The following is a 22,041-nucleotide window of genomic DNA, read 5'->3' as shown; positions in this document are numbered from 1 at the left end:
TGATTTGTGATGCGCGGTCTGGACAGGGTGTTGTGACAGACGGTAGCATCCGTGGGCCGGTCCTGTGAGTTAATAGGGAATCCAGTGAAAATCTGGAGCTGACGCGCAGCGGTAAGGAAAGGTGAGATGAGAGCGTAAGCAGACACTGCCTCCGGCGGGAAGTCATCATTTCTGCTATCCAGTCAACGGATAACCCTCCAAGCCCGAAGACCTGCCGGCTAACGTCGCATCTGGTTTTTCATCATCGCGTACTATCGATGAAGCCTGCGGCATCCTTCTTATATTGTGGATGCTTTACAATGATTAAAAAAGCTATGCTGCTGACGGCGTTCTCCGTCACGGCCTTTTCCGCTTGGGCGCAGGACACTAGCCCGGATACCCTGGTTGTTACCGCCAACCGTTTTCAGCAGCCGCGCAGCGCGGTTCTGGCGCCCGTTACTATCGTGACGCGTCAGGATATTGAACGCTGGCAATCGACCTCCGTAAATGATGTTCTGCGCCGTTTGCCTGGCGTCGATATTGCGCAGAGCGGCGGCGCCGGACAAAACTCCTCCATTTTCATTCGCGGCACCAACTCCAGCCATGTACTGGTATTGATTGACGGCGTGCGTCTGAATTTAGCAGGCGTGAGCGGGTCCGCCGATCTCAGCCAGTTCCCGGTGTCGCTGGTACAGCGCATTGAATATATTCGCGGTCCGCGCTCCGCTATTTATGGTTCCGATGCTATCGGCGGCGTAGTGAATATCATTACGACGCGCGATAACCCAGGCACAGAATTAACCGCTGGATGGGGAAGCAATAGCTACCAGAATTACGACCTCTCGACGCAACAGCAACTTGGCGAAAATACGCGGGCGACGTTGATCGGCGATTACGAATACACCAAAGGGTTTGACGTGGTAGCGAAAGGCGGTACCGGGATGCAGGCGCAGCCTGACCGGGACGGCTTTTTGAGTAAAACGCTCTATGGCGCGTTAGAGCATACCTTTTCTGATCGCTGGAGCGGATTCGTGCGTGGTTATGGCTACGATAACCGTACCGATTACGACGCCTATTACTCGCCGGGCTCGCCGCTGATTGATACACGCAAACTTTATAGCCAAAGCTGGGACGCCGGGCTGCGCTTTAATGGCGAACGTATTCAGTCTCAGCTGGTTTCAAGCTATAGCCACAGTAAAGATTACAACTATGATCCGCACTATGGCCGGTATGATACCTCCGCCACGCTGGATGAGATGAAACAGTACAATGTTCAATGGACCAACAGTGTGGTCGTGGGGCACGGTAATGTTGGGGCGGGCGTAGACTGGCAGAAACAGACTACCACGCCAGGTACCGGCTATGTGCCCGAGGGATATGACCAGCGTAATACCGGGGTTTACCTGACAGGATTACAACAGTTGGGTGACTTCACTCTGGAAGCGGCGGCGCGCAGTGATGACAACTCCCAGTTTGGCCGTCATGGTACATGGCAAACCAGCGCAGGATGGGAGTTTATAGAAGGTTATCGCTTTATTGCCTCCTACGGAACCTCCTACAAAGCGCCTAATTTGGGCCAACTGTATGGTTATTACGGTAATCCGAACCTGAATCCTGAAAAGAGTAAACAGTGGGAAGGCGCATTTGAAGGGCTAACCGCTGGCGTCAGCTGGCGTATTTCAGGTTATCGTAACGATATTAATGACATGATCGATTATGACGATCATCTGCAAAAATATTACAACGAAGGTAAGGCGCGCATTAAAGGTATTGAGGCGACGGCGAATTTCGATACCGGACCGTTAACGCATACGGTCAGTTATGATTACGTTGATGCGCGTAATGCGATTACCGATACGCCATTACCCCGGCGTTCCAAACAGATGGCAAAATATCAACTTGACTGGGACGTTTACGATTTTGACTGGGGGGTGACATATCAATACCTTGGTTCCCGATATGATTCGGACTACTCCGCTTACCCATACCGGACAGTAAAAATGGGCGGCGTCAGTTTATGGGATCTTACGGTTGCATATCCGGTCACCTCACATCTGACAGTTCGTGGTAAAATAGCCAACCTGTTCGACAAAGATTACGAGACAGTTTATGGCTACCAAACTGCAGGACGAGAATACACCTTGTCTGGCAGCTACACCTTCTGAACCACGTCCCACCGTGCTGGTATTTGATTCCGGCGTCGGTGGATTGTCGGTCTATGATGAGATTCGGCGGCTCCTGCCGGATCTCCACTATATATATGCTTTCGATAACGTGGCTTTCCCCTACGGGGAAAAGAGCGAAACGTTTATCGTTGAGCGCGTTGTCGAGATTGTGACTGCGGTACAGCAGCGCTATCCCCTTTCACTGGCGGTGATTGCCTGTAATACCGCCAGTACGGTCTCACTTCCCGCATTACGTGAAAAGTTTGCCTTCCCGGTGGTGGGCGTTGTGCCTGCGATTAAACCAGCGGCGCGGCTGACCGCCAATGGCGTCGTCGGGCTACTGGCGACGAGAGCCACGGTCAAACGTCCTTATACTCACGAGCTGATTGCGCGCTTCGCTAATGAATGTCAGATAGCGATGTTGGGGTCGGCAGAACTGGTGGAACTGGCGGAAGCTAAATTACATGGTGATTCGGTATCGCTGGAAGAGCTGCGCCGCATATTACGCCCATGGCTACGAATGCCGGAGCCGCCTGACACGGTCGTTCTGGGGTGTACGCATTTCCCTCTATTACGGGACGAGCTTTTGCAAGTCCTGCCCGAAGGGACGCGGTTAGTGGATTCCGGCGCGGCGATAGCGCGTCGTACAGCCTGGCTGTTGGAACATGAAGCGCCGGATGCGAAATCAACCGATGCCAATATTGCTTATTGCATGGCAATGACGCCAGGAGCTGAACAATTATTACCCGTTTTACAGCGTTATGGCTTTGAAACGCTCGAAAAACTGGCGGTTTAATGGCGTTTTGGGTAAATACCAGGCACTTGAGAAATTATTTTAAATTTCCTCTTGTCAGGCAGAAATAACTCCCTATAATGCGCCACCACTGACACGGAACAACGGCACACAGGCCGCCGGGTCAGCGGGGTTCGGACCAGAACCTCACGGAGAAAAGCGAAAATAAACGCTTGACTCTGAAGCGGGAAAGCGTAATATGCACACCCCGCGCCGCTGAGAAAAAGCGAAGCGGCACTGCTCTTTAACAATTTATCAGACAATCTGTGTGGGCACTCGAAGATACGGATTCTTAACGTCCTCGGACGAAAAATGAATACCAAGTCTCTGAGTGAACACGTAATTCATTACGAAGTTTAATTCACGAGCATCAAACTTTTAAATTGAAGAGTTTGATCATGGCTCAGATTGAACGCTGGCGGCAGGCCTAACACATGCAAGTCGAACGGTAACAGGAAGCAGCTTGCTGCTTTGCTGACGAGTGGCGGACGGGTGAGTAATGTCTGGGAAACTGCCTGATGGAGGGGGATAACTACTGGAAACGGTGGCTAATACCGCATAACGTCGCAAGACCAAAGAGGGGGACCTTCGGGCCTCTTGCCATCAGATGTGCCCAGATGGGATTAGCTTGTTGGTGAGGTAACGGCTCACCAAGGCGACGATCCCTAGCTGGTCTGAGAGGATGACCAGCCACACTGGAACTGAGACACGGTCCAGACTCCTACGGGAGGCAGCAGTGGGGAATATTGCACAATGGGCGCAAGCCTGATGCAGCCATGCCGCGTGTATGAAGAAGGCCTTCGGGTTGTAAAGTACTTTCAGCGGGGAGGAAGGTGTTGTGGTTAATAACCGCAGCAATTGACGTTACCCGCAGAAGAAGCACCGGCTAACTCCGTGCCAGCAGCCGCGGTAATACGGAGGGTGCAAGCGTTAATCGGAATTACTGGGCGTAAAGCGCACGCAGGCGGTCTGTCAAGTCGGATGTGAAATCCCCGGGCTCAACCTGGGAACTGCATTCGAAACTGGCAGGCTTGAGTCTTGTAGAGGGGGGTAGAATTCCAGGTGTAGCGGTGAAATGCGTAGAGATCTGGAGGAATACCGGTGGCGAAGGCGGCCCCCTGGACAAAGACTGACGCTCAGGTGCGAAAGCGTGGGGAGCAAACAGGATTAGATACCCTGGTAGTCCACGCCGTAAACGATGTCTACTTGGAGGTTGTGCCCTTGAGGCGTGGCTTCCGGAGCTAACGCGTTAAGTAGACCGCCTGGGGAGTACGGCCGCAAGGTTAAAACTCAAATGAATTGACGGGGGCCCGCACAAGCGGTGGAGCATGTGGTTTAATTCGATGCAACGCGAAGAACCTTACCTGGTCTTGACATCCACAGAACTTTCCAGAGATGGATTGGTGCCTTCGGGAACTGTGAGACAGGTGCTGCATGGCTGTCGTCAGCTCGTGTTGTGAAATGTTGGGTTAAGTCCCGCAACGAGCGCAACCCTTATCCTTTGTTGCCAGCGATTAGGTCGGGAACTCAAAGGAGACTGCCAGTGATAAACTGGAGGAAGGTGGGGATGACGTCAAGTCATCATGGCCCTTACGACCAGGGCTACACACGTGCTACAATGGCGCATACAAAGAGAAGCGACCTCGCGAGAGCAAGCGGACCTCATAAAGTGCGTCGTAGTCCGGATTGGAGTCTGCAACTCGACTCCATGAAGTCGGAATCGCTAGTAATCGTGGATCAGAATGCCACGGTGAATACGTTCCCGGGCCTTGTACACACCGCCCGTCACACCATGGGAGTGGGTTGCAAAAGAAGTAGGTAGCTTAACCTTCGGGAGGGCGCTTACCACTTTGTGATTCATGACTGGGGTGAAGTCGTAACAAGGTAACCGTAGGGGAACCTGCGGTTGGATCACCTCCTTACCTTAAAGAAGCGTACTTTGAAGTGCTCACACAGATTGTCTGATGAAAAACGAGCAGTAAAACCTCTACAGGCTTGTAGCTCAGGTGGTTAGAGCGCACCCCTGATAAGGGTGAGGTCGGTGGTTCAAGTCCACTCAGGCCTACCAGATTTTCCCTGAATACTGCGTTGTGAAATAACTCACATACTGATGTATGCTTCGTTATTCCACGCCTTGTCTCAGGAAAAATTATCGGTAAAGAGGTTCTGACTACACGATGGGGCTATAGCTCAGCTGGGAGAGCGCCTGCTTTGCACGCAGGAGGTCTGCGGTTCGATCCCGCATAGCTCCACCATCTCGTGAGTGTTTACGAAAAAATACTTCAGAGTGTACCTGAAAGGGTTCACTGCGAAGTTTTGCTCTTTAAAAATCTGGATCAAGCTGAAAATTGAAACACAGAACAGCGAAAGTTGTTCGTGAGTCTCTCAAATTTTCGCAACACGATGATGAATCGTAAGAAACATCTTCGGGTTGTGAGGTTAAGCGACTAAGCGTACACGGTGGATGCCCTGGCAGTCAGAGGCGATGAAGGGCGTGCTAATCTGCGATAAGCGCCGGTAAGGTGATATGAACCGTTATAACCGGCGATACCCGAATGGGGAAACCCAGTGTGACTCGTCACACTATCATTAACTGAATCCATAGGTTAATGAGGCGAACCGGGGGAACTGAAACATCTAAGTACCCCGAGGAAAAGAAATCAACCGAGATTCCCCCAGTAGCGGCGAGCGAACGGGGAGGAGCCCAGAGCCTGAATCAGCATGTGTGTTAGTGGAAGCGTCTGGAAAGGCGCGCGATACAGGGTGACAGCCCCGTACACAAAAGCGCATGTGCTGTGAGCTCGATGAGTAGGGCGGGACACGTGGTATCCTGTCTGAATATGGGGGGACCATCCTCCAAGGCTAAATACTCCTGACTGACCGATAGTGAACCAGTACCGTGAGGGAAAGGCGAAAAGAACCCCGGCGAGGGGAGTGAAAAAGAACCTGAAACCGTGTACGTACAAGCAGTGGGAGCACAGGTTTACCTGTGTGACTGCGTACCTTTTGTATAATGGGTCAGCGACTTATATTCTGTAGCAAGGTTAACCGAATAGGGGAGCCGGAGGGAAACCGAGTCTTAATTGGGCGTTAAGTTGCAGGGTATAGACCCGAAACCCGGTGATCTAGCCATGGGCAGGTTGAAGGTTGGGTAACACTAACTGGAGGACCGAACCGACTAATGTTGAAAAATTAGCGGATGACCTGTGGCTGGGGGTGAAAGGCCAATCAAACCGGGAGATAGCTGGTTCTCCCCGAAAGCTATTTAGGTAGCGCCTCGTGAATTCATCTCCGGGGGTAGAGCACTGTTTCGGCTAGGGGGCCATCCCGGCTTACCAACCCGATGCAAACTGCGAATACCGGAGAATGTTATCACGGGAGACACACGGCGGGTGCTAACGTCCGTCGTGAAGAGGGAAACAACCCAGACCGCCAGCTAAGGTCCCAAAGTCATGGTTAAGTGGGAAACGATGTGGGAAGGCCCAGACAGCCAGGATGTTGGCTTAGAAGCAGCCATCATTTAAAGAAAGCGTAATAGCTCACTGGTCGAGTCGGCCTGCGCGGAAGATGTAACGGGGCTAAACCATGCACCGAAGCTGCGGCAGCGACACTGTGTGTTGTTGGGTAGGGGAGCGTTCTGTAAGCCTGCGAAGGTGGCCTGTGAGGGTTGCTGGAGGTATCAGAAGTGCGAATGCTGACATAAGTAACGATAAAGCGGGTGAAAAGCCCGCTCGCCGGAAGACCAAGGGTTCCTGTCCAACGTTAATCGGGGCAGGGTGAGTCGACCCCTAAGGCGAGGCCGAAAGGCGTAGTCGATGGGAAACGGGTTAATATTCCCGTACTTGGTGTTACTGCGAAGGGGGGACGGAGAAGGCTATGTTGGCCGGGCGACGGTTGTCCCGGTTTAAGCGTGTAGGTGTGTGTTCCAGGTAAATCCGGTTCACTTTAACACTGAGGCGTGACGACGAGGCACTACGGTGCTGAAGCAACAAATGCCCTGCTTCCAGGAAAAGCCTCTAAGCATCAGGTAACATCAAATCGTACCCCAAACCGACACAGGTGGTCAGGTAGAGAATACCAAGGCGCTTGAGAGAACTCGGGTGAAGGAACTAGGCAAAATGGTGCCGTAACTTCGGGAGAAGGCACGCTGACACGTAGGTGAAGTGATTTACTCACGGAGCTGAAGTCAGTCGAAGATACCAGCTGGCTGCAACTGTTTATTAAAAACACAGCACTGTGCAAACACGAAAGTGGACGTATACGGTGTGACGCCTGCCCGGTGCCGGAAGGTTAATTGATGGGGTCAGCGCAAGCGAAGCTCCTGATCGAAGCCCCGGTAAACGGCGGCCGTAACTATAACGGTCCTAAGGTAGCGAAATTCCTTGTCGGGTAAGTTCCGACCTGCACGAATGGCGTAATGATGGCCAGGCTGTCTCCACCCGAGACTCAGTGAAATTGAACTCGCTGTGAAGATGCAGTGTACCCGCGGCAAGACGGAAAGACCCCGTGAACCTTTACTATAGCTTGACACTGAACATTGAGCCTTGATGTGTAGGATAGGTGGGAGGCTTTGAAGTGTGGACGCCAGTCTGCATGGAGCCGACCTTGAAATACCACCCTTTAATGTTTGATGTTCTAACGTGGACCCGTAATCCGGGTTGCGGACAGTGTCTGGTGGGTAGTTTGACTGGGGCGGTCTCCTCCTAAAGAGTAACGGAGGAGCACGAAGGTTGGCTAATCCTGGTCGGACATCAGGAGGTTAGTGCAATGGCATAAGCCAGCTTGACTGCGAGCGTGACGGCGCGAGCAGGTGCGAAAGCAGGTCATAGTGATCCGGTGGTTCTGAATGGAAGGGCCATCGCTCAACGGATAAAAGGTACTCCGGGGATAACAGGCTGATACCGCCCAAGAGTTCATATCGACGGCGGTGTTTGGCACCTCGATGTCGGCTCATCACATCCTGGGGCTGAAGTAGGTCCCAAGGGTATGGCTGTTCGCCATTTAAAGTGGTACGCGAGCTGGGTTTAGAACGTCGTGAGACAGTTCGGTCCCTATCTGCCGTGGGCGCTGGAGAACTGAGGGGGGCTGCTCCTAGTACGAGAGGACCGGAGTGGACGCATCACTGGTGTTCGGGTTGTCATGCCAATGGCACTGCCCGGTAGCTAAATGCGGAAGAGATAAGTGCTGAAAGCATCTAAGCACGAAACTTGCCCCGAGATGAGTTCTCCCTGAGACTTTAGGTCTCCTGAAGGAACGTTGAAGACGACGACGTTGATAGGCCGGGTGTGTAAGCGCAGCGATGCGTTGAGCTAACCGGTACTAATGAACCGTGAGGCTTAACCTTACAACGCCGAAGATGTTTTGGCGGATGAGAGACGATTTTCAGCACTGATTCAGAGTTGAGTACGCAATAATTTGCGCAGCAGCAAGGCGGCAAGCGAAGGAAAGGAAGGAGCATACAGAAGTATGTGACTGACTTTACGAGCGCAGGCAACGCCGCTGATGCGATAAAGAATTGCGTACAGAGCACAAAAGAATTTGCCTGGCGGCAGTAGCGCGGTGGTCCCACCTGACCCCATGCCGAACTCAGAAGTGAAACGCCGTAGCGCCGATGGTAGTGTGGGGTCTCCCCATGCGAGAGTAGGGAACTGCCAGGCATCAAATAAAACGAAGGGCCCTGTCGAAAGACTGGGCCTTTTGTTTTATCTGTGGTCTGCCGGATAGCGGCTCCGCCTTATCCGGCCTACAGGGACGCGCCGATCCACCCTCAATATAACCACAAGCCTTCCCAACACAGATACGGTAAACTATTGCCGATTGAGTATCAGGAAAGCAGCCATGACCCACTCCCTAAAACCCTGGAATACCTTCGGCATTGATCATTGTGCAAAGCACATCGTATGCGCTGAAAACGAACAACAACTACTGAGCGCCTGGCAGCAAGCAACTCGTGAGGGACTGCCGGTTATGATCCTGGGTGAAGGAAGCAATGTCCTGTTTCTGGAAAATTACGCCGGCACCGTGATCCTTAACCGCCTGAAAGGCATTGAGGTCAATGAAACCGCGGACGCCTGGCACCTACACGTCGGCGCAGGCGAAAACTGGCATCAGCTGGTTCGCTACGCGCTGGATAACAACATGCCCGGCCTGGAGAATCTGGCGCTCATCCCTGGCTGCGTTGGTTCCTCGCCTATACAGAATATTGGCGCGTATGGCGTAGAACTACAGCGCGTCTGCGACTACGTTGACTGCGTTGAACTGGAAACGGGAAAACGTCTGCGTTTGTCCGCGGCGGAATGCCGTTTCGGCTATCGTGACAGCATCTTCAAAAATGAATATCAGGATCGCGTTGCGATCGTCGCGGTGGGTCTGCGTTTGTCAAAGCAATGGCAGCCGGTGTTGACCTATGGCGATCTTACTCGTCTGGACCCGAAAACGGTCACCGCGCAACAGGTGTTTGATGCTGTATGCCATATGCGCACCACAAAATTGCCGGATCCTAAAGTGAATGGCAATGCGGGCAGCTTTTTTAAAAATCCCGTTGTCGCAGCCGATATCGCTATGGAACTGTTAGAACGATTTCCCAACGCGCCGCATTACCCTCAGGCAGACGGCTCAGTAAAGCTGGCGGCAGGCTGGCTGATAGATCAATGTCAGTTGAAAGGCGTCACCATTGGCGGCGCTGCGGTGCATCGCCAACAGGCGCTGGTATTGATTAATGCGAATGATGCGACAAGTAAAGATGTGGTGGCGCTGGCGCATCATGTCCGGCAAAAAGTGGGTGAAAAATTTAATGTCTGGCTGGAGCCTGAGGTTCGCTTTATTGGTCGGTCCGGAGAGGTGAACGCTGTGGAGAGCATTGCATGAAAGATACTACCGTTCCCCTGACGCTGATCTCACTGCTTGCCGACGGAGAGTTTCACTCAGGCGAGCAGTTGGGTGAACGGCTGGGAATGAGCCGCGCGGCGATTAATAAACATATCCAGACATTACGCGACTGGGGAGTAGATGTATTTACCGTTCCCGGGAAAGGATATAGCTTACCGGAACCCATCCAGTTACTGGATGCTGACCGTATACATAGCCAACTGGATAGCGGAAACGTGGCGGTATTGCCCGTTATCGATTCAACCAATCAGTATTTACTTGATCGAATTGGCGAGCTGCGTTCAGGCGATGCCTGTGTAGCAGAATACCAACAGGCGGGGCGTGGTCGTCGCGGGCGTAAATGGTTCTCACCGTTTGGTGCGAATCTATATCTTTCAATGTACTGGCGTCTGGAGCAGGGGCCTGCGGCGGCAATAGGCTTGAGTCTGGTCATTGGAATTGTGATGGCGGAAGTGCTGCGTGAACTGGGCGCAGATAAAGTTCGTGTGAAGTGGCCTAACGACCTCTACCTGCTGGATCGCAAACTGGCGGGTATTCTGGTCGAATTAACCGGTAAAACGGGCGATGCCGCACAAATAGTGATTGGCGCTGGTATTAACATGGCAATGCGTCGCGTAGAAGAGGACGTGATAAATCAGGGATGGATCACACTACAAGAGGCCGGAATTACGCTCGACCGCAATATGCTGGCCGCAAAGCTGATTTATAAGTTACGTGCTGCGCTTGAGCTTTTTGAGCAAGAAGGTCTTTCTCCTTATCTTTCGCGCTGGAAAAAACTGGATAATTTTATTGATCGCCCGGTAAAACTAATTATTGGCGACAAAGAAATATTTGGTATTTCTCGCGGCATTGATACTCAGGGTGCATTATTGCTTGAACAGGATGGCGTGATTAAACCCTGGATGGGTGGGGAAATATCGCTGCGAAGCGCCGAATAGTAAAAAAGGGGAGTCGGTACTCCCCTTTTTTCTGTTATTTCCGCAATCTTACCTGTTCCACCGCATGGTTAGCGCTCTTGGTCATAATAAGGCTGGCACGTTCTCGTGTAGGTAAGATATTTTGTTTTAAATTCAACCAGTTAATTTCTTTCCAAAGCGAGGCTGCTGTATTAACAGCTTCTTCTTTAGATAATTTCGCATAATTGTGGAAATAAGAGTCAGGATCGGTAAACGCCCCTTCGCGGAATTTCAGGAAGCGATTGATATACCACGTCTGAAGAAGTTCTTCTGGCGCATCCACGTAAATAGAGAAATCAACGAAATCAGAGACAAATACATGATGCGGATCGTGAGGATAATCCATACCGCTTTGTAAAACATTCAAACCTTCAAGAATCAATATATCAGGCTGAGCGACGGTTTTATCCCCTTCAGGAATAACATCGTAAATCAAATGAGAATAGACTGGCGCCGTCACGTTCGGTACGCCCGACTTGAGGTCAGAAACGAATTTCACCAGTCGGTGCATATCATACGATTCGGGGAACCCCTTTTTCTTCATTAACCCGCGTTCTTTCAACACCTGGTTTGGGTGGAGGAAGCCGTCTGTGGTAATCAATTCAACACGGCGGTGTTCCGGCCAGCGACTCAGCAACGCTTGCAGAACGCGTGCTGTCGTGCTTTTACCCACTGCGACGCTGCCCGCGATACTGATGATGTAAGGGATTCGCTGGCCGTTAGTGCCCAGAAACTGTTCCAGGACAGCCTGACGACGCAGATTTGAACTGATATAGAAATTTAGCAAACGGGAGAGAGGTAAATATATTTCTGCAACTTCTTCCAGCGATAAATCTTCATTAATGCCTTTTAACTGCGCGATCTCATCCTCGGTCAGGGTCATCGGCACAGAATCGCGAAGCGCAGCCCACTGGCTGCGATCAAACTGTAGGTAAGGCGTCATTAACGATTGCTCTTTTATACTCATAAGCATGTTTCTGGCTGCTATTGCTACATCAGTTCAGCGATGAACGAGGGCCATCCCTGACATGCAACGGCACGTCACATTTAAGTTAATTTGGACAATGGGCAGGAGGGTAACACCAGATGGGGAGGAATAATAAGAAAAAATCTCGCTGTGAAAGCTATCCCTGAGAAGCAATGTGACGAATATACCAGATACAGAAGATTGCTTTCTATCGACGGAGCGTTGAAATGCCGCGTCGTATCCTGGTCAGACGGTCGGTAAAATGCCGAAAATTTATGCTCTCTTGTTTGAAATTAGAGCATTTTTGTCTCTTATAGCGCAAAATGTGAGCGATAGAACATTTTATGCAATTTTTTAGTTGCATGAGCACGCAGGTCTCCATAGAATGCGCGCTACTTGATGCCGACTTAGCTCAGTAGGTAGAGCAACTGACTTGTAATCAGTAGGTCACCAGTTCGATTCCGGTAGTCGGCACCATCAAGTCCGGTGGGGTTCCCGAGCGGCCAAAGGGAGCAGACTGTAAATCTGCCGTCACAGACTTCGAAGGTTCGAATCCTTCCCCCACCACCATTTTCGGCCGCGCGATGGCGCAGCCCGAGACGATAAGTTCGCTTACCGGCTCGAATAAAGAGAGTTTCTCTCGATATTCAGTGCAGAATGAAAATCAGGTAGCCGAGTTCCAGGATGCGGGCATCGTATAATGGCTATTACCTCAGCCTTCCAAGCTGATGATGCGGGTTCGATTCCCGCTGCCCGCTCCAAGATGTGCTGATATAGCTCAGTTGGTAGAGCGCACCCTTGGTAAGGGTGAGGTCGGCAGTTCGAATCTGCCTATCAGCACCACTTCTTTTCTCCTTCCTGTTTTTCTCTTCTGTTTATTAGCATTCAACAAGTCGGGCGTGTTGCCTGGTTGATGTGGTGATATCACCGATTTATCCGTGTCTTAGAGGGACAATCGATGTCTAAAGAAAAGTTTGAACGTACAAAACCGCACGTTAACGTCGGTACTATCGGCCACGTTGACCATGGTAAAACAACGCTGACCGCTGCCATTACTACCGTACTGGCTAAAACCTACGGCGGTGCCGCTCGCGCATTCGACCAGATCGATAACGCGCCGGAAGAAAAAGCGCGTGGTATCACCATCAACACTTCTCACGTTGAATACGATACCCCGACCCGCCACTACGCACACGTAGACTGCCCGGGGCACGCCGACTATGTTAAAAACATGATCACCGGTGCTGCTCAGATGGACGGCGCGATCCTGGTTGTTGCTGCGACTGACGGCCCGATGCCGCAGACCCGTGAGCACATCCTGCTGGGTCGTCAGGTAGGCGTTCCGTACATCATCGTGTTCCTGAACAAATGCGACATGGTTGATGACGAAGAGCTGCTGGAACTGGTTGAAATGGAAGTTCGTGAACTTCTGTCTCAGTACGACTTCCCGGGCGACGACACTCCGATCGTTCGTGGTTCTGCTCTGAAAGCGCTGGAAGGCGACGCAGAGTGGGAAGCGAAAATCATCGAACTGGCTGGCTTCCTGGATTCTTACATCCCGGAACCAGAGCGTGCGATTGACAAGCCGTTCCTGCTGCCGATCGAAGACGTATTCTCCATCTCCGGTCGTGGTACCGTTGTTACCGGTCGTGTAGAACGCGGTATCATCAAAGTGGGCGAAGAAGTTGAAATCGTTGGTATCAAAGAGACTCAGAAGTCTACCTGTACTGGCGTTGAAATGTTCCGCAAACTGCTGGACGAAGGCCGTGCCGGTGAGAACGTAGGTGTTCTGCTGCGTGGTATCAAACGTGAAGAAATCGAACGTGGTCAGGTACTGGCTAAGCCGGGCACCATCAAGCCGCACACCAAGTTCGAATCTGAAGTGTACATTCTGTCCAAAGATGAAGGCGGCCGTCATACTCCGTTCTTCAAAGGCTACCGTCCGCAGTTCTACTTCCGTACTACTGACGTGACTGGTACCATCGAACTGCCGGAAGGCGTAGAGATGGTAATGCCGGGCGACAACATCAAAATGGTTGTTACCCTGATCCACCCGATCGCAATGGACGACGGTCTGCGTTTCGCAATCCGTGAAGGCGGCCGTACCGTTGGCGCGGGCGTTGTTGCTAAAGTTCTCGGCTAATCGCTGATAACATTTGACGCAATGCGCAATAAAAGGGCATCATTTGATGCCCTTTTTGCACGCTTTCACACCAGAACCTGGCTCATCAGTGATTTTATTTGTCATAATCATTGCTGAGACAGGCTCTGTAGAGGGCGTATAATCCGAAAGGCGAATAAGCGTTTCGATTTGGATTGCCTCGCGATTGCGGGGTGAAAATGTTTGTAGAATACTTCTGACAGGTTGGTTTATGAGTGCGAATACCGAAGCTCAAGGGAGCGGGCGCGGCCTGGAAGCGATGAAGTGGATAGTTGTTGCCATATTGCTGATCGTCGCAATCGTCGGCAACTACCTCTATCGCGACATGATGCTGCCGCTGCGTGCGCTGGCCGTAGTAATTCTGATTGCTGCAGCGGGTGGTGTCGCGCTGTTGACGACAAAAGGTAAAGCAACCGTTGCTTTTGCCCGTGAAGCGAGAACCGAAGTCCGTAAGGTCATTTGGCCGACTCGCCAGGAAACGCTGCACACCACGCTGATCGTCGCTGCGGTTACCGCAGTTATGTCACTGATCCTGTGGGGACTGGATGGTATTCTGGTTCGCCTGGTATCCTTTATCACTGGCCTGAGGTTCTGAGATGTCTGAAGCACCTAAAAAGCGCTGGTACGTCGTTCAGGCGTTTTCCGGTTTTGAAGGCCGCGTAGCCACATCGCTGCGCGAGCATATCAAATTACACAATATGGAAGAGCTGTTTGGCGAAGTCATGGTGCCGACTGAAGAAGTCGTTGAGATCCGTGGCGGCCAGCGTCGCAAAAGCGAACGCAAATTCTTCCCGGGTTACGTTCTGGTTCAGATGGTCATGAACGACGCAAGCTGGCACCTGGTGCGCAGCGTGCCGCGTGTGATGGGCTTTATCGGCGGTACGTCAGACCGTCCGGCGCCGATCAGCGACAAAGAAGTCGATGCGATCATGAACCGTCTGCAGCAGGTTGGCGATAAGCCGCGGCCGAAAACTCTGTTTGAACCGGGTGAAATGGTTCGTGTTAACGACGGTCCGTTCGCAGACTTTAACGGCGTTGTCGAAGAAGTCGATTATGAGAAGTCTCGCCTGAAAGTGTCTGTTTCTATCTTCGGTCGTGCGACCCCGGTAGAGCTGGACTTCAGCCAGGTTGAGAAAGCGTAAGGCTGCGATCAAAAAAGCAGCGATCTAATCGTTGCATAGGGCGCGAAATTGACATACAATTTCGCGCCTTTTGTTTTTATGGGCCTTATGCCCATAAAGCGATATTTATCACGGGGAGCTTCTTTGAAGCGATACTACCCAATTCGAGGAATTTAGAATGGCTAAGAAAGTACAAGCCTACGTCAAGCTGCAGGTTGCAGCTGGTATGGCGAACCCGAGTCCGCCGGTTGGTCCAGCACTGGGTCAGCAGGGTGTGAACATCATGGAATTCTGCAAAGCGTTCAACGCAAAAACGGATTCCATCGAAAAAGGTCTGCCGATTCCGGTTGTTATTACCGTTTACGCTGACCGTTCTTTCACCTTCGTTACCAAAACGCCTCCGGCAGCTGTTCTGCTGAAAAAAGCGGCTGGTATCAAGTCTGGTTCCGGCAAGCCGAACAAAGACAAAGTAGGTAAAATTTCCCGCGCTCAGCTGCAGGAAATCGCGCAGACCAAAGCTGCCGACATGACCGGTGCCGACATTGAAGCGATGACTCGCTCCATCGAAGGTACTGCACGTTCCATGGGCCTGGTAGTGGAGGACTAAGAAATGGCTAAACTGACCAAGCGTATGCGCGTGATCCGTGAAAAAGTTGATGCGACCAAACAGTACGACATCAACGAAGCTATTGCCCTGCTGAAAGAGCTGGCCACTGCTAAATTCAACGAAAGCGTTGACGTTGCCGTTAACCTCGGCATCGATGCTCGTAAATCTGACCAGAACGTTCGTGGCGCGACTGTACTGCCGCACGGTACTGGCCGTTCTGTTCGCGTTGCCGTATTTACCCAGGGCCCGAACGCTGAAGCAGCTAAAGCTGCTGGCGCTGAGCTGGTAGGTATGGAAGATCTGGCTGACCAGATCAAGAAAGGCGAAATGAACTTCGACGTTGTTATCGCATCCCCGGATGCAATGCGCGTTGTTGGCCAGCTGGGCCAGGTTCTGGGTCCGCGCGGCCTGATGCCAAACCCGAAAGTCGGTACCGTAACGCCGAACGTTGCTGAAGCGGTTAAGAACGCTAAAGCAGGTCAGGTTCGTTACCGTAACGACAAAAACGGCATCATCCACACCACCATCGGTAAAGTGGACTTTGACGCTGACAAACTGAAAGAAAACCTGGAAGCTCTGCTGGTTGCGCTGAAAAAAGCAAAACCGAGCCAGGCGAAAGGCGTGTACATCAAGAAAGTTAGCATCTCCACCACCATGGGTGCTGGCGTTGCCGTTGATCAGGCTGGTCTGAGCGCATCTGCGAACTAAGATTAGTCTTTACGTGGGCGGTGATTTTGTCTACAATCTTACCCCCACGATTCTGTTGAAATATAACAGAGCACTATGCGAGTCATTTGAATTGCAGCAAGGCAGCAAGTGAGTGAATCGCCAGGAGCATAGTTAACTATGTGACTGGTGTGAACGAGCGCAGCTAACACAGCTGCGGTTCAAAGGACGAAGTCATAGAAAGAATTTGTTCGTTGGAGCCTGGCCTATCCAGGCCTCCGTCGAAGACCGCAGGCGTCTCGCAAGAGGCTTAATCCCCTGCGTAGACGGTGACAGAACGCTAAGATTATTTTTGATACTCTGGCTTGTTTCTGCTCACCGTATTAAGACGCTCTTCTCGTTGAGATGAGTGAAGTGAGTTCCGGAACATGAGTTCCGGCAAACATCCAGGAGCAAAGCTAATGGCTTTAAATCTTCAAGACAAACAAGCGATTGTTGCTGAAGTCAGCGAAGTAGCCAAAGGCGCGCTGTCTGCAGTAGTTGCGGATTCCCGTGGCGTAACTGTAGATAAAATGACTGAACTGCGTAAAGCAGGTCGTGAAGCTGGCGTATACATGCGTGTTGTTCGTAACACCCTGCTGCGTCGCGTCGTTGAAGGTACTCAGTTCGAGTGCCTGAAAGACACGTTTGTTGGTCCGACCCTGATTGCATACTCTATGGAACACCCGGGCGCTGCTGCTCGTCTGTTCAAAGAGTTCGCGAAAGCGAATGCAAAATTTGAGGTCAAAGCTGCAGCCTTTGAAGGTGAGCTGATCCCGGCGTCTCAGATCGACCGCCTGGCAACTCTGCCGACCTACGAAGAAGCAATTGCACGCCTGATGGCAACCATGAAAGAAGCTTCGGCTGGCAAACTGGTTCGCACACTGGCTGCTGTACGCGATGCAAAAGAAGCTGCGTAATCGCAGTTGTCTTTATCAAGCATTTGCTTACGTATAAACTTATTCTGATATTCAGGAACAATTTAAATGTCTATCACTAAAGATCAAATCATTGAAGCAGTATCCGCTATGTCCGTAATGGACGTTGTAGAACTGATTTCTGCAATGGAAGAAAAATTCGGTGTTTCCGCTGCTGCTGCTGTAGCTGTAGCTGCTGGCCCGGCTGAAGCTGCTGAAGAAAAAACTGAATTCGACGTAATTCTGAAAGCTGCTGGCGCTAACAAAGTTGCTGTTATCAAAGCAGTACGTGGCGCAACTGGCCTGGGTCTGAAAGAAGCTAAAGACCTGGTAGAATCTGCTCCGGCCGCTCTGAAAGAAGGCGTGAGCAAAGATGACGCTGAAGCACTGAAAAAATCTCTGGAAGAAGCTGGCGCTGAAGTTGAAGTTAAATAAGCCAACCCTTCCGGTTGCAGCCTGAGAAATCAGGCTGATGGCTGGTGACTTTTTAGTCACCAGCCTTTTTGCGCTGTAAGGCGCCAGTAGCGTTTCACACTGTTTGACTACTGCTGTGCCTTTCAATGCTTGTTTCTATCGACGACTTAATATACTGCGACAGAGCGTACGTTCTGTGTAAATCGCAATGAAATGGTTTAAGCGTGATAGCAACAGGCATTGCGGAAAGTATCCATTTTCCGGTCAACAAAATAGTGTTGCACAAACTGTCCCCCGCAGGACAGATGGGTCGACTTGTCAGCGAGCTGAGGAACCCTATGGTTTACTCCTATACCGAGAAAAAACGTATTCGTAAGGATTTTGGTAAACGTCCACAAGTTCTGGATGTACCTTATCTCCTTTCTATCCAGCTTGACTCGTTTCAGAAGTTTATCGAGCAAGATCCTGAAGGGCAGTACGGCCTGGAAGCAGCCTTCCGTTCCGTGTTCCCGATTCAGAGCTACAGCGGTAATTCCGAGCTGCAGTACGTCAGCTACCGCCTTGGCGAACCGGTGTTTGACGTTCAGGAATGTCAGATCCGTGGCGTGACCTATTCCGCACCGCTGCGCGTAAAACTGCGTCTGGTGATCTACGAGCGCGAAGCGCCGGAAGGCACCGTTAAAGACATTAAAGAACAAGAAGTCTACATGGGCGAAATTCCGCTCATGACCGACAACGGTACCTTTGTTATCAACGGTACTGAGCGTGTTATTGTTTCTCAGCTGCACCGTAGTCCGGGCGTCTTCTTTGACTCCGACAAAGGTAAAACCCACTCTTCGGGTAAAGTGCTGTATAACGCGCGCATCATTCCTTACCGTGGTTCCTGGCTGGACTTCGAATTCGATCCGAAGGACAACCTGTTCGTGCGTATCGACCGTCGCCGTAAACTGCCTGCGACCATCATCCTGCGTGCGCTGAACTACACCACTGAGCAGATCCTTGACCTGTTCTTTGAGAAAGTGGTCTTCGAAATTCGCGACAACAAGCTGCAGATGGAGCTGATTCCAGAACGTCTGCGCGGCGAAACCGCGTCGTTCGATATCGAAGCTAACGGCAAAGTGTACGTTGAAAAAGGCCGTCGCATTACCGCGCGTCACATCCGTCAGCTGGAAAAAGACGATATCAAGCATATCGAAGTTCCGGTTGAGTACATCGCAGGTAAAGTCGTCTCTAAAGACTACGTTGACGAATCTACTGGCGAGCTGATCTGCGCGGCGAACATGGAGCTGAGCCTGGATCTGCTGGCTAAGCTGAGCCAGTCCGGCCACAAGCGTATCGAAACGCTGTTTACCAACGATCTGGACCACGGCCCGTACATTTCTGAAACGGTACGCGTCGACCCAACTAACGATCGTCTGAGCGCGCTGGTAGAAATCTACCGCATGATGCGCCCTGGTGAGCCGCCGACTCGTGAAGCGGCTGAAAGCCTGTTTGAGAACCTGTTCTTCTCCGAAGACCGCTATGACCTGTCTGCGGTGGGTCGTATGAAGTTCAACCGTTCTCTGCTGCGCGACGAAATCGAAGGTTCCGGTATCCTGAGCAAAGACGACATCATTGATGTCATGAAGAAGCTCATCGATATCCGTAACGGTAAAGGCGAAGTGGATGATATCGACCACCTCGGCAACCGTCGTATCCGTTCCGTCGGCGAAATGGCGGAAAACCAGTTCCGCGTTGGCCTGGTGCGTGTAGAGCGTGCGGTGAAAGAGCGTCTGTCTCTGGGCGATCTGGATACCCTGATGCCTCAGGATATGATCAACGCCAAGCCGATTTCCGCCGCAGTGAAAGAGTTCTTTGGTTCCAGCCAGCTGTCTCAGTTTATGGACCAGAACAACCCGCTGTCTGAGATTACGCACAAACGTCGTATCTCCGCACTCGGCCCAGGTGGTCTGACCCGCGAACGCGCAGGCTTCGAAGTTCGAGACGTACACCCGACGCACTACGGTCGCGTATGTCCTATCGAAACGCCGGAAGGTCCGAACATCGGTCTGATCAACTCCCTGTCCGTGTACGCACAGACTAACGAATATGGTTTCCTTGAGACGCCGTACCGTCGTGTGGTTGATGGCGTGGTCACTGACGAAATTCATTACCTGTCTGCTATCGAAGAAGGCAACTACGTTATCGCTCAGGCGAACTCCAACCTGGATGACGAAGGCCACTTTGTAGAAGATCTGGTGACCTGCCGTAGCAAAGGCGAATCCAGCTTGTTCAGCCGCGACCAGGTTGACTACATGGACGTATCCACCCAGCAGGTGGTATCCGTCGGTGCGTCCCTGATCCCGTTCCTGGAACACGATGACGCCAACCGTGCATTGATGGGTGCGAACATGCAACGTCAGGCGGTTCCAACTCTGCGTGCTGATAAGCCGCTGGTTGGTACCGGTATGGAACGTGCTGTCGCCGTCGACTCCGGTGTTACTGCAGTAGCTAAACGTGGCGGTACTGTTCAGTACGTGGATGCGTCCCGTATCGTTATCAAAGTTAACGAAGACGAGATGTACCCGGGCGAAGCGGGTATCGACATCTATAACCTGACCAAATACACCCGCTCTAACCAGAACACCTGTATCAACCAGATGCCATGTGTGTCTCTGGGCGAGCCGGTTGAACGCGGCGACGTGCTGGCAGACGGTCCGTCCACCGACCTCGGTGAACTGGCGCTCGGTCAGAACATGCGCGTGGCGTTCATGCCGTGGAACGGCTACAACTTCGAAGACTCCATCCTCGTATCCGAGCGTGTGGTTCAGGAAGACCGTTTCACCACCATCCACATTCAGGAACTGGCGTGCGTGTCCCGTGACACCAAGCTGGGGCCGGAAGAGATCACCGCTGATATCCCGAACGTGGGTGAAGCTGCGCTCTCCAAACTGGATGAATCCGGTATCGTTTACATCGGCGCGGAAGTAACCGGCGGCGACATTCTGGTCGGTAAGGTGACGCCGAAAGGTGAAACCCAGCTGACGCCGGAAGAGAAACTGCTGCGTGCGATCTTCGGTGAGAAAGCGTCTGACGTTAAAGACTCTTCTCTGCGCGTACCTAACGGTGTCTCCGGTACGGTTATCGACGTTCAGGTCTTTACTCGCGATGGCGTAGAAAAAGACAAACGTGCTCTGGAAATCGAAGAGATGCAGCTCAAGCAGGCGAAAAAAGACCTGTCTGAAGAATTGCAGATCCTTGAAGCGGGCCTGTTTAGCCGTATCCGTGCGGTACTGGTGTCCGGCGGCGTTGAAGCTGAGAAGCTCGACAAACTGCCGCGCGACCGCTGGCTGGAACTCGGTCTGACCGACGAAGAGAAACAAAATCAGCTGGAACAACTGGCTGAGCAGTATGACGAGCTGAAACACGAGTTCGAGAAAAAACTTGAAGCGAAGCGCCGTAAAATCACCCAGGGCGACGATCTGGCGCCGGGCGTGCTGAAGATCGTGAAGGTCTATCTGGCCGTTAAACGCCGTATCCAGCCGGGTGATAAGATGGCAGGTCGCCACGGTAACAAGGGTGTTATCTCTAAGATCAACCCGATCGAAGACATGCCTTACGATGAAAACGGCACGCCGGTAGACATCGTACTGAACCCGCTGGGCGTACCGTCTCGTATGAACATCGGTCAGATTCTGGAAACCCACCTGGGTATGGCTGCAAAAGGTATTGGCGACAAGATTAACGCCATGCTGAAACAGCAGCAGGAAGTCGCCAAACTGCGCGAATTCATCCAGCGTGCCTACGATCTGGGCGCCGACGTTCGTCAGAAAGTCGACCTGAGCACCTTCAGCGATGATGAAGTGCTGCGTCTGGCAGAAAACCTGCGTAAAGGTATGCCGATTGCCACCCCAGTGTTTGACGGTGCGAAAGAAGCGGAAATCAAAGAGCTGCTGAAACTGGGCGACCTGCCGACCTCCGGTCAGATCACCCTGTTCGATGGCCGTACGGGTGAACAGTTCGAACGTCCGGTAACCGTCGGTTACATGTACATGCTGAAACTGAACCACCTGGTTGATGACAAGATGCATGCGCGTTCTACCGGTTCTTACAGCCTGGTTACTCAGCAGCCGCTGGGTGGTAAGGCGCAGTTCGGTGGTCAGCGCTTCGGGGAGATGGAAGTGTGGGCGCTGGAAGCTTACGGCGCCGCCTACACCCTGCAGGAAATGCTCACCGTTAAGTCTGATGACGTGAACGGTCGTACCAAGATGTATAAGAACATCGTGGACGGCAACCATCAGATGGAACCGGGTATGCCGGAATCCTTCAACGTTCTGTTGAAAGAGATCCGCTCGCTGGGCATCAACATCGAACTGGAAGACGAGTAAT

14 protein-coding genes, 6 tRNA genes, 3 rRNA genes and 1 riboswitch are annotated in these 22,041 nt (G+C 52.0%); of the genes, 21 read left to right on the top strand and 2 right to left on the bottom strand.

Features of this window, described 5'->3' with window-relative positions; translation table 11 throughout:
- Positions 1-40: 40 nt before the first annotated feature.
- Positions 41-234, top strand: a riboswitch (cobalamin riboswitch).
- Between the two features lie 65 nt (positions 235-299).
- The 9 genes from btuB to birA all read left to right on the top strand — a co-directional run bounded on the left by btuB (position 300) and on the right by birA (position 10,763).
- Positions 300-2,144, top strand: coding sequence for a TonB-dependent vitamin B12 receptor BtuB (gene btuB, locus QEN32_RS21035; protein WP_023194103.1), 1,845 nt, complete (start codon positions 300-302; stop codon positions 2,142-2,144).
- Positions 2,089-2,940 carry a glutamate racemase gene (murI, locus tag QEN32_RS21030; RefSeq protein WP_000201804.1) on the top strand — a complete coding sequence of 284 codons (852 nt, stop codon included), beginning with the start codon at positions 2,089-2,091 and terminating at the stop codon, positions 2,938-2,940. Before btuB ends, murI begins: the two co-directional genes overlap by 56 nt.
- A 377-nt stretch (positions 2,941-3,317) precedes the next feature.
- Positions 3,318-4,859 (top strand): 16S ribosomal RNA (locus QEN32_RS21025).
- A gap of 69 nt (positions 4,860-4,928) precedes the next feature.
- Positions 4,929-5,005 (top strand) — tRNA-Ile (locus tag QEN32_RS21020).
- 111 nt (positions 5,006-5,116) lie between these two features.
- A tRNA-Ala gene (locus QEN32_RS21015) sits at positions 5,117-5,192 on the top strand.
- Positions 5,193-5,374: 182 nt separating this feature from the next.
- A 23S ribosomal RNA gene (locus tag QEN32_RS21010) occupies positions 5,375-8,281 on the top strand.
- Between the two features lie 197 nt (positions 8,282-8,478).
- Positions 8,479-8,594 (top strand): 5S ribosomal RNA (rrf, locus tag QEN32_RS21005).
- The 16S, 23S and 5S rRNA genes sit together here with 2 tRNA genes alongside, the layout of an rRNA operon.
- 181 nt (positions 8,595-8,775) lie before the next feature.
- Positions 8,776-9,804: a UDP-N-acetylmuramate dehydrogenase gene (gene murB, locus QEN32_RS21000; RefSeq protein WP_000149799.1), complete on the top strand. Its 1,029-nt coding sequence runs from the start codon at positions 8,776-8,778 to the stop codon at positions 9,802-9,804.
- Positions 9,801-10,763: a bifunctional biotin--[acetyl-CoA-carboxylase] ligase/biotin operon repressor BirA gene (birA, locus tag QEN32_RS20995; RefSeq protein ID WP_000655746.1), complete on the top strand. Its 963-nt coding sequence runs from the start codon at positions 9,801-9,803 to the stop codon at positions 10,761-10,763. The genes murB and birA overlap by 4 nt, the downstream gene beginning before the upstream one ends.
- A gap of 34 nt (positions 10,764-10,797) precedes the next feature.
- Here the strand turns inward: birA and coaA are convergent, their stop codons facing one another.
- Positions 10,798-11,748, bottom strand: a complete 951-nt coding sequence (coaA, locus tag QEN32_RS20990; protein ID WP_000023068.1) for a type I pantothenate kinase — start codon at positions 11,746-11,748, stop codon at positions 10,798-10,800.
- A gap of 208 nt (positions 11,749-11,956) precedes the next feature.
- A complete protein-coding gene (locus QEN32_RS20985; protein ID WP_001541267.1) occupies positions 11,957-12,130 on the bottom strand; it encodes a hypothetical protein in 174 nt (57 codons plus the stop codon).
- A 19-nt stretch (positions 12,131-12,149) separates the two neighbouring features.
- On the opposite strand from QEN32_RS20985, the gene QEN32_RS20980 reads away from it, so the two are divergent.
- From QEN32_RS20980 to rpoB, 12 genes are all read left to right on the top strand, one after another.
- A tRNA-Thr gene (locus QEN32_RS20980) sits at positions 12,150-12,225 on the top strand.
- Positions 12,226-12,233: 8 nt separating this feature from the next.
- Positions 12,234-12,318: transfer RNA gene (locus tag QEN32_RS20975), tRNA-Tyr, on the top strand.
- Positions 12,319-12,434: 116 nt separating this feature from the next.
- Positions 12,435-12,509 (top strand) — tRNA-Gly (locus QEN32_RS20970).
- Between the two features lie 6 nt (positions 12,510-12,515).
- Positions 12,516-12,591, top strand: a tRNA-Thr gene (locus QEN32_RS20965).
- A 115-nt stretch (positions 12,592-12,706) separates the two neighbouring features.
- Positions 12,707-13,891 carry an elongation factor Tu gene (tuf, locus tag QEN32_RS20960; protein ID WP_000031748.1) on the top strand — a complete coding sequence of 395 codons (1,185 nt, stop codon included), beginning with the start codon at positions 12,707-12,709 and terminating at the stop codon, positions 13,889-13,891.
- 229 nt (positions 13,892-14,120) lie between these two features.
- Complete coding sequence (gene secE, locus QEN32_RS20955) at positions 14,121-14,504, top strand: preprotein translocase subunit SecE (protein ID WP_001275691.1); 384 nt, start codon at positions 14,121-14,123, stop codon at positions 14,502-14,504.
- 1 nt (position 14,505) lies between these two features.
- Positions 14,506-15,051: a transcription termination/antitermination protein NusG gene (nusG, locus tag QEN32_RS20950; protein WP_001287521.1), complete on the top strand. Its 546-nt coding sequence runs from the start codon at positions 14,506-14,508 to the stop codon at positions 15,049-15,051.
- A gap of 157 nt (positions 15,052-15,208) precedes the next feature.
- The gene (rplK, locus tag QEN32_RS20945; RefSeq protein ID WP_001085926.1) at positions 15,209-15,637 is read left to right on the top strand and encodes a 50S ribosomal protein L11; all 429 of its coding nucleotides are present in this window, start codon (positions 15,209-15,211) and stop codon (positions 15,635-15,637) included.
- Positions 15,638-15,640: 3 nt separating this feature from the next.
- A complete protein-coding gene (gene rplA, locus QEN32_RS20940; RefSeq protein ID WP_001096676.1) occupies positions 15,641-16,345 on the top strand; it encodes a 50S ribosomal protein L1 in 705 nt (234 codons plus the stop codon).
- A gap of 419 nt (positions 16,346-16,764) precedes the next feature.
- Complete coding sequence (gene rplJ / locus QEN32_RS20935; protein WP_001207203.1) at positions 16,765-17,262, top strand: 50S ribosomal protein L10; 498 nt, start codon at positions 16,765-16,767, stop codon at positions 17,260-17,262.
- A gap of 66 nt (positions 17,263-17,328) precedes the next feature.
- Positions 17,329-17,694, top strand: coding sequence for a 50S ribosomal protein L7/L12 (gene rplL, locus QEN32_RS20930; RefSeq protein ID WP_000028882.1), 366 nt, complete (start codon positions 17,329-17,331; stop codon positions 17,692-17,694).
- Between the two features lie 317 nt (positions 17,695-18,011).
- Positions 18,012-22,040, top strand: coding sequence for a DNA-directed RNA polymerase subunit beta (gene rpoB, locus QEN32_RS20925; RefSeq protein ID WP_000263105.1), 4,029 nt, complete (start codon positions 18,012-18,014; stop codon positions 22,038-22,040).
- The last annotated feature ends 1 nt before the right edge of the window (position 22,041 follow it).

The sequence above is a fragment of the Salmonella sp. SA14318 genome (assembly GCF_029866905.1).
Lineage (GTDB): Bacteria > Pseudomonadota > Gammaproteobacteria > Enterobacterales > Enterobacteriaceae > Salmonella > Salmonella enterica.
The sequence above is the reverse complement of the archived record's forward strand: the minus strand, read 5'-3'. Positions and strand labels throughout refer to the sequence as shown.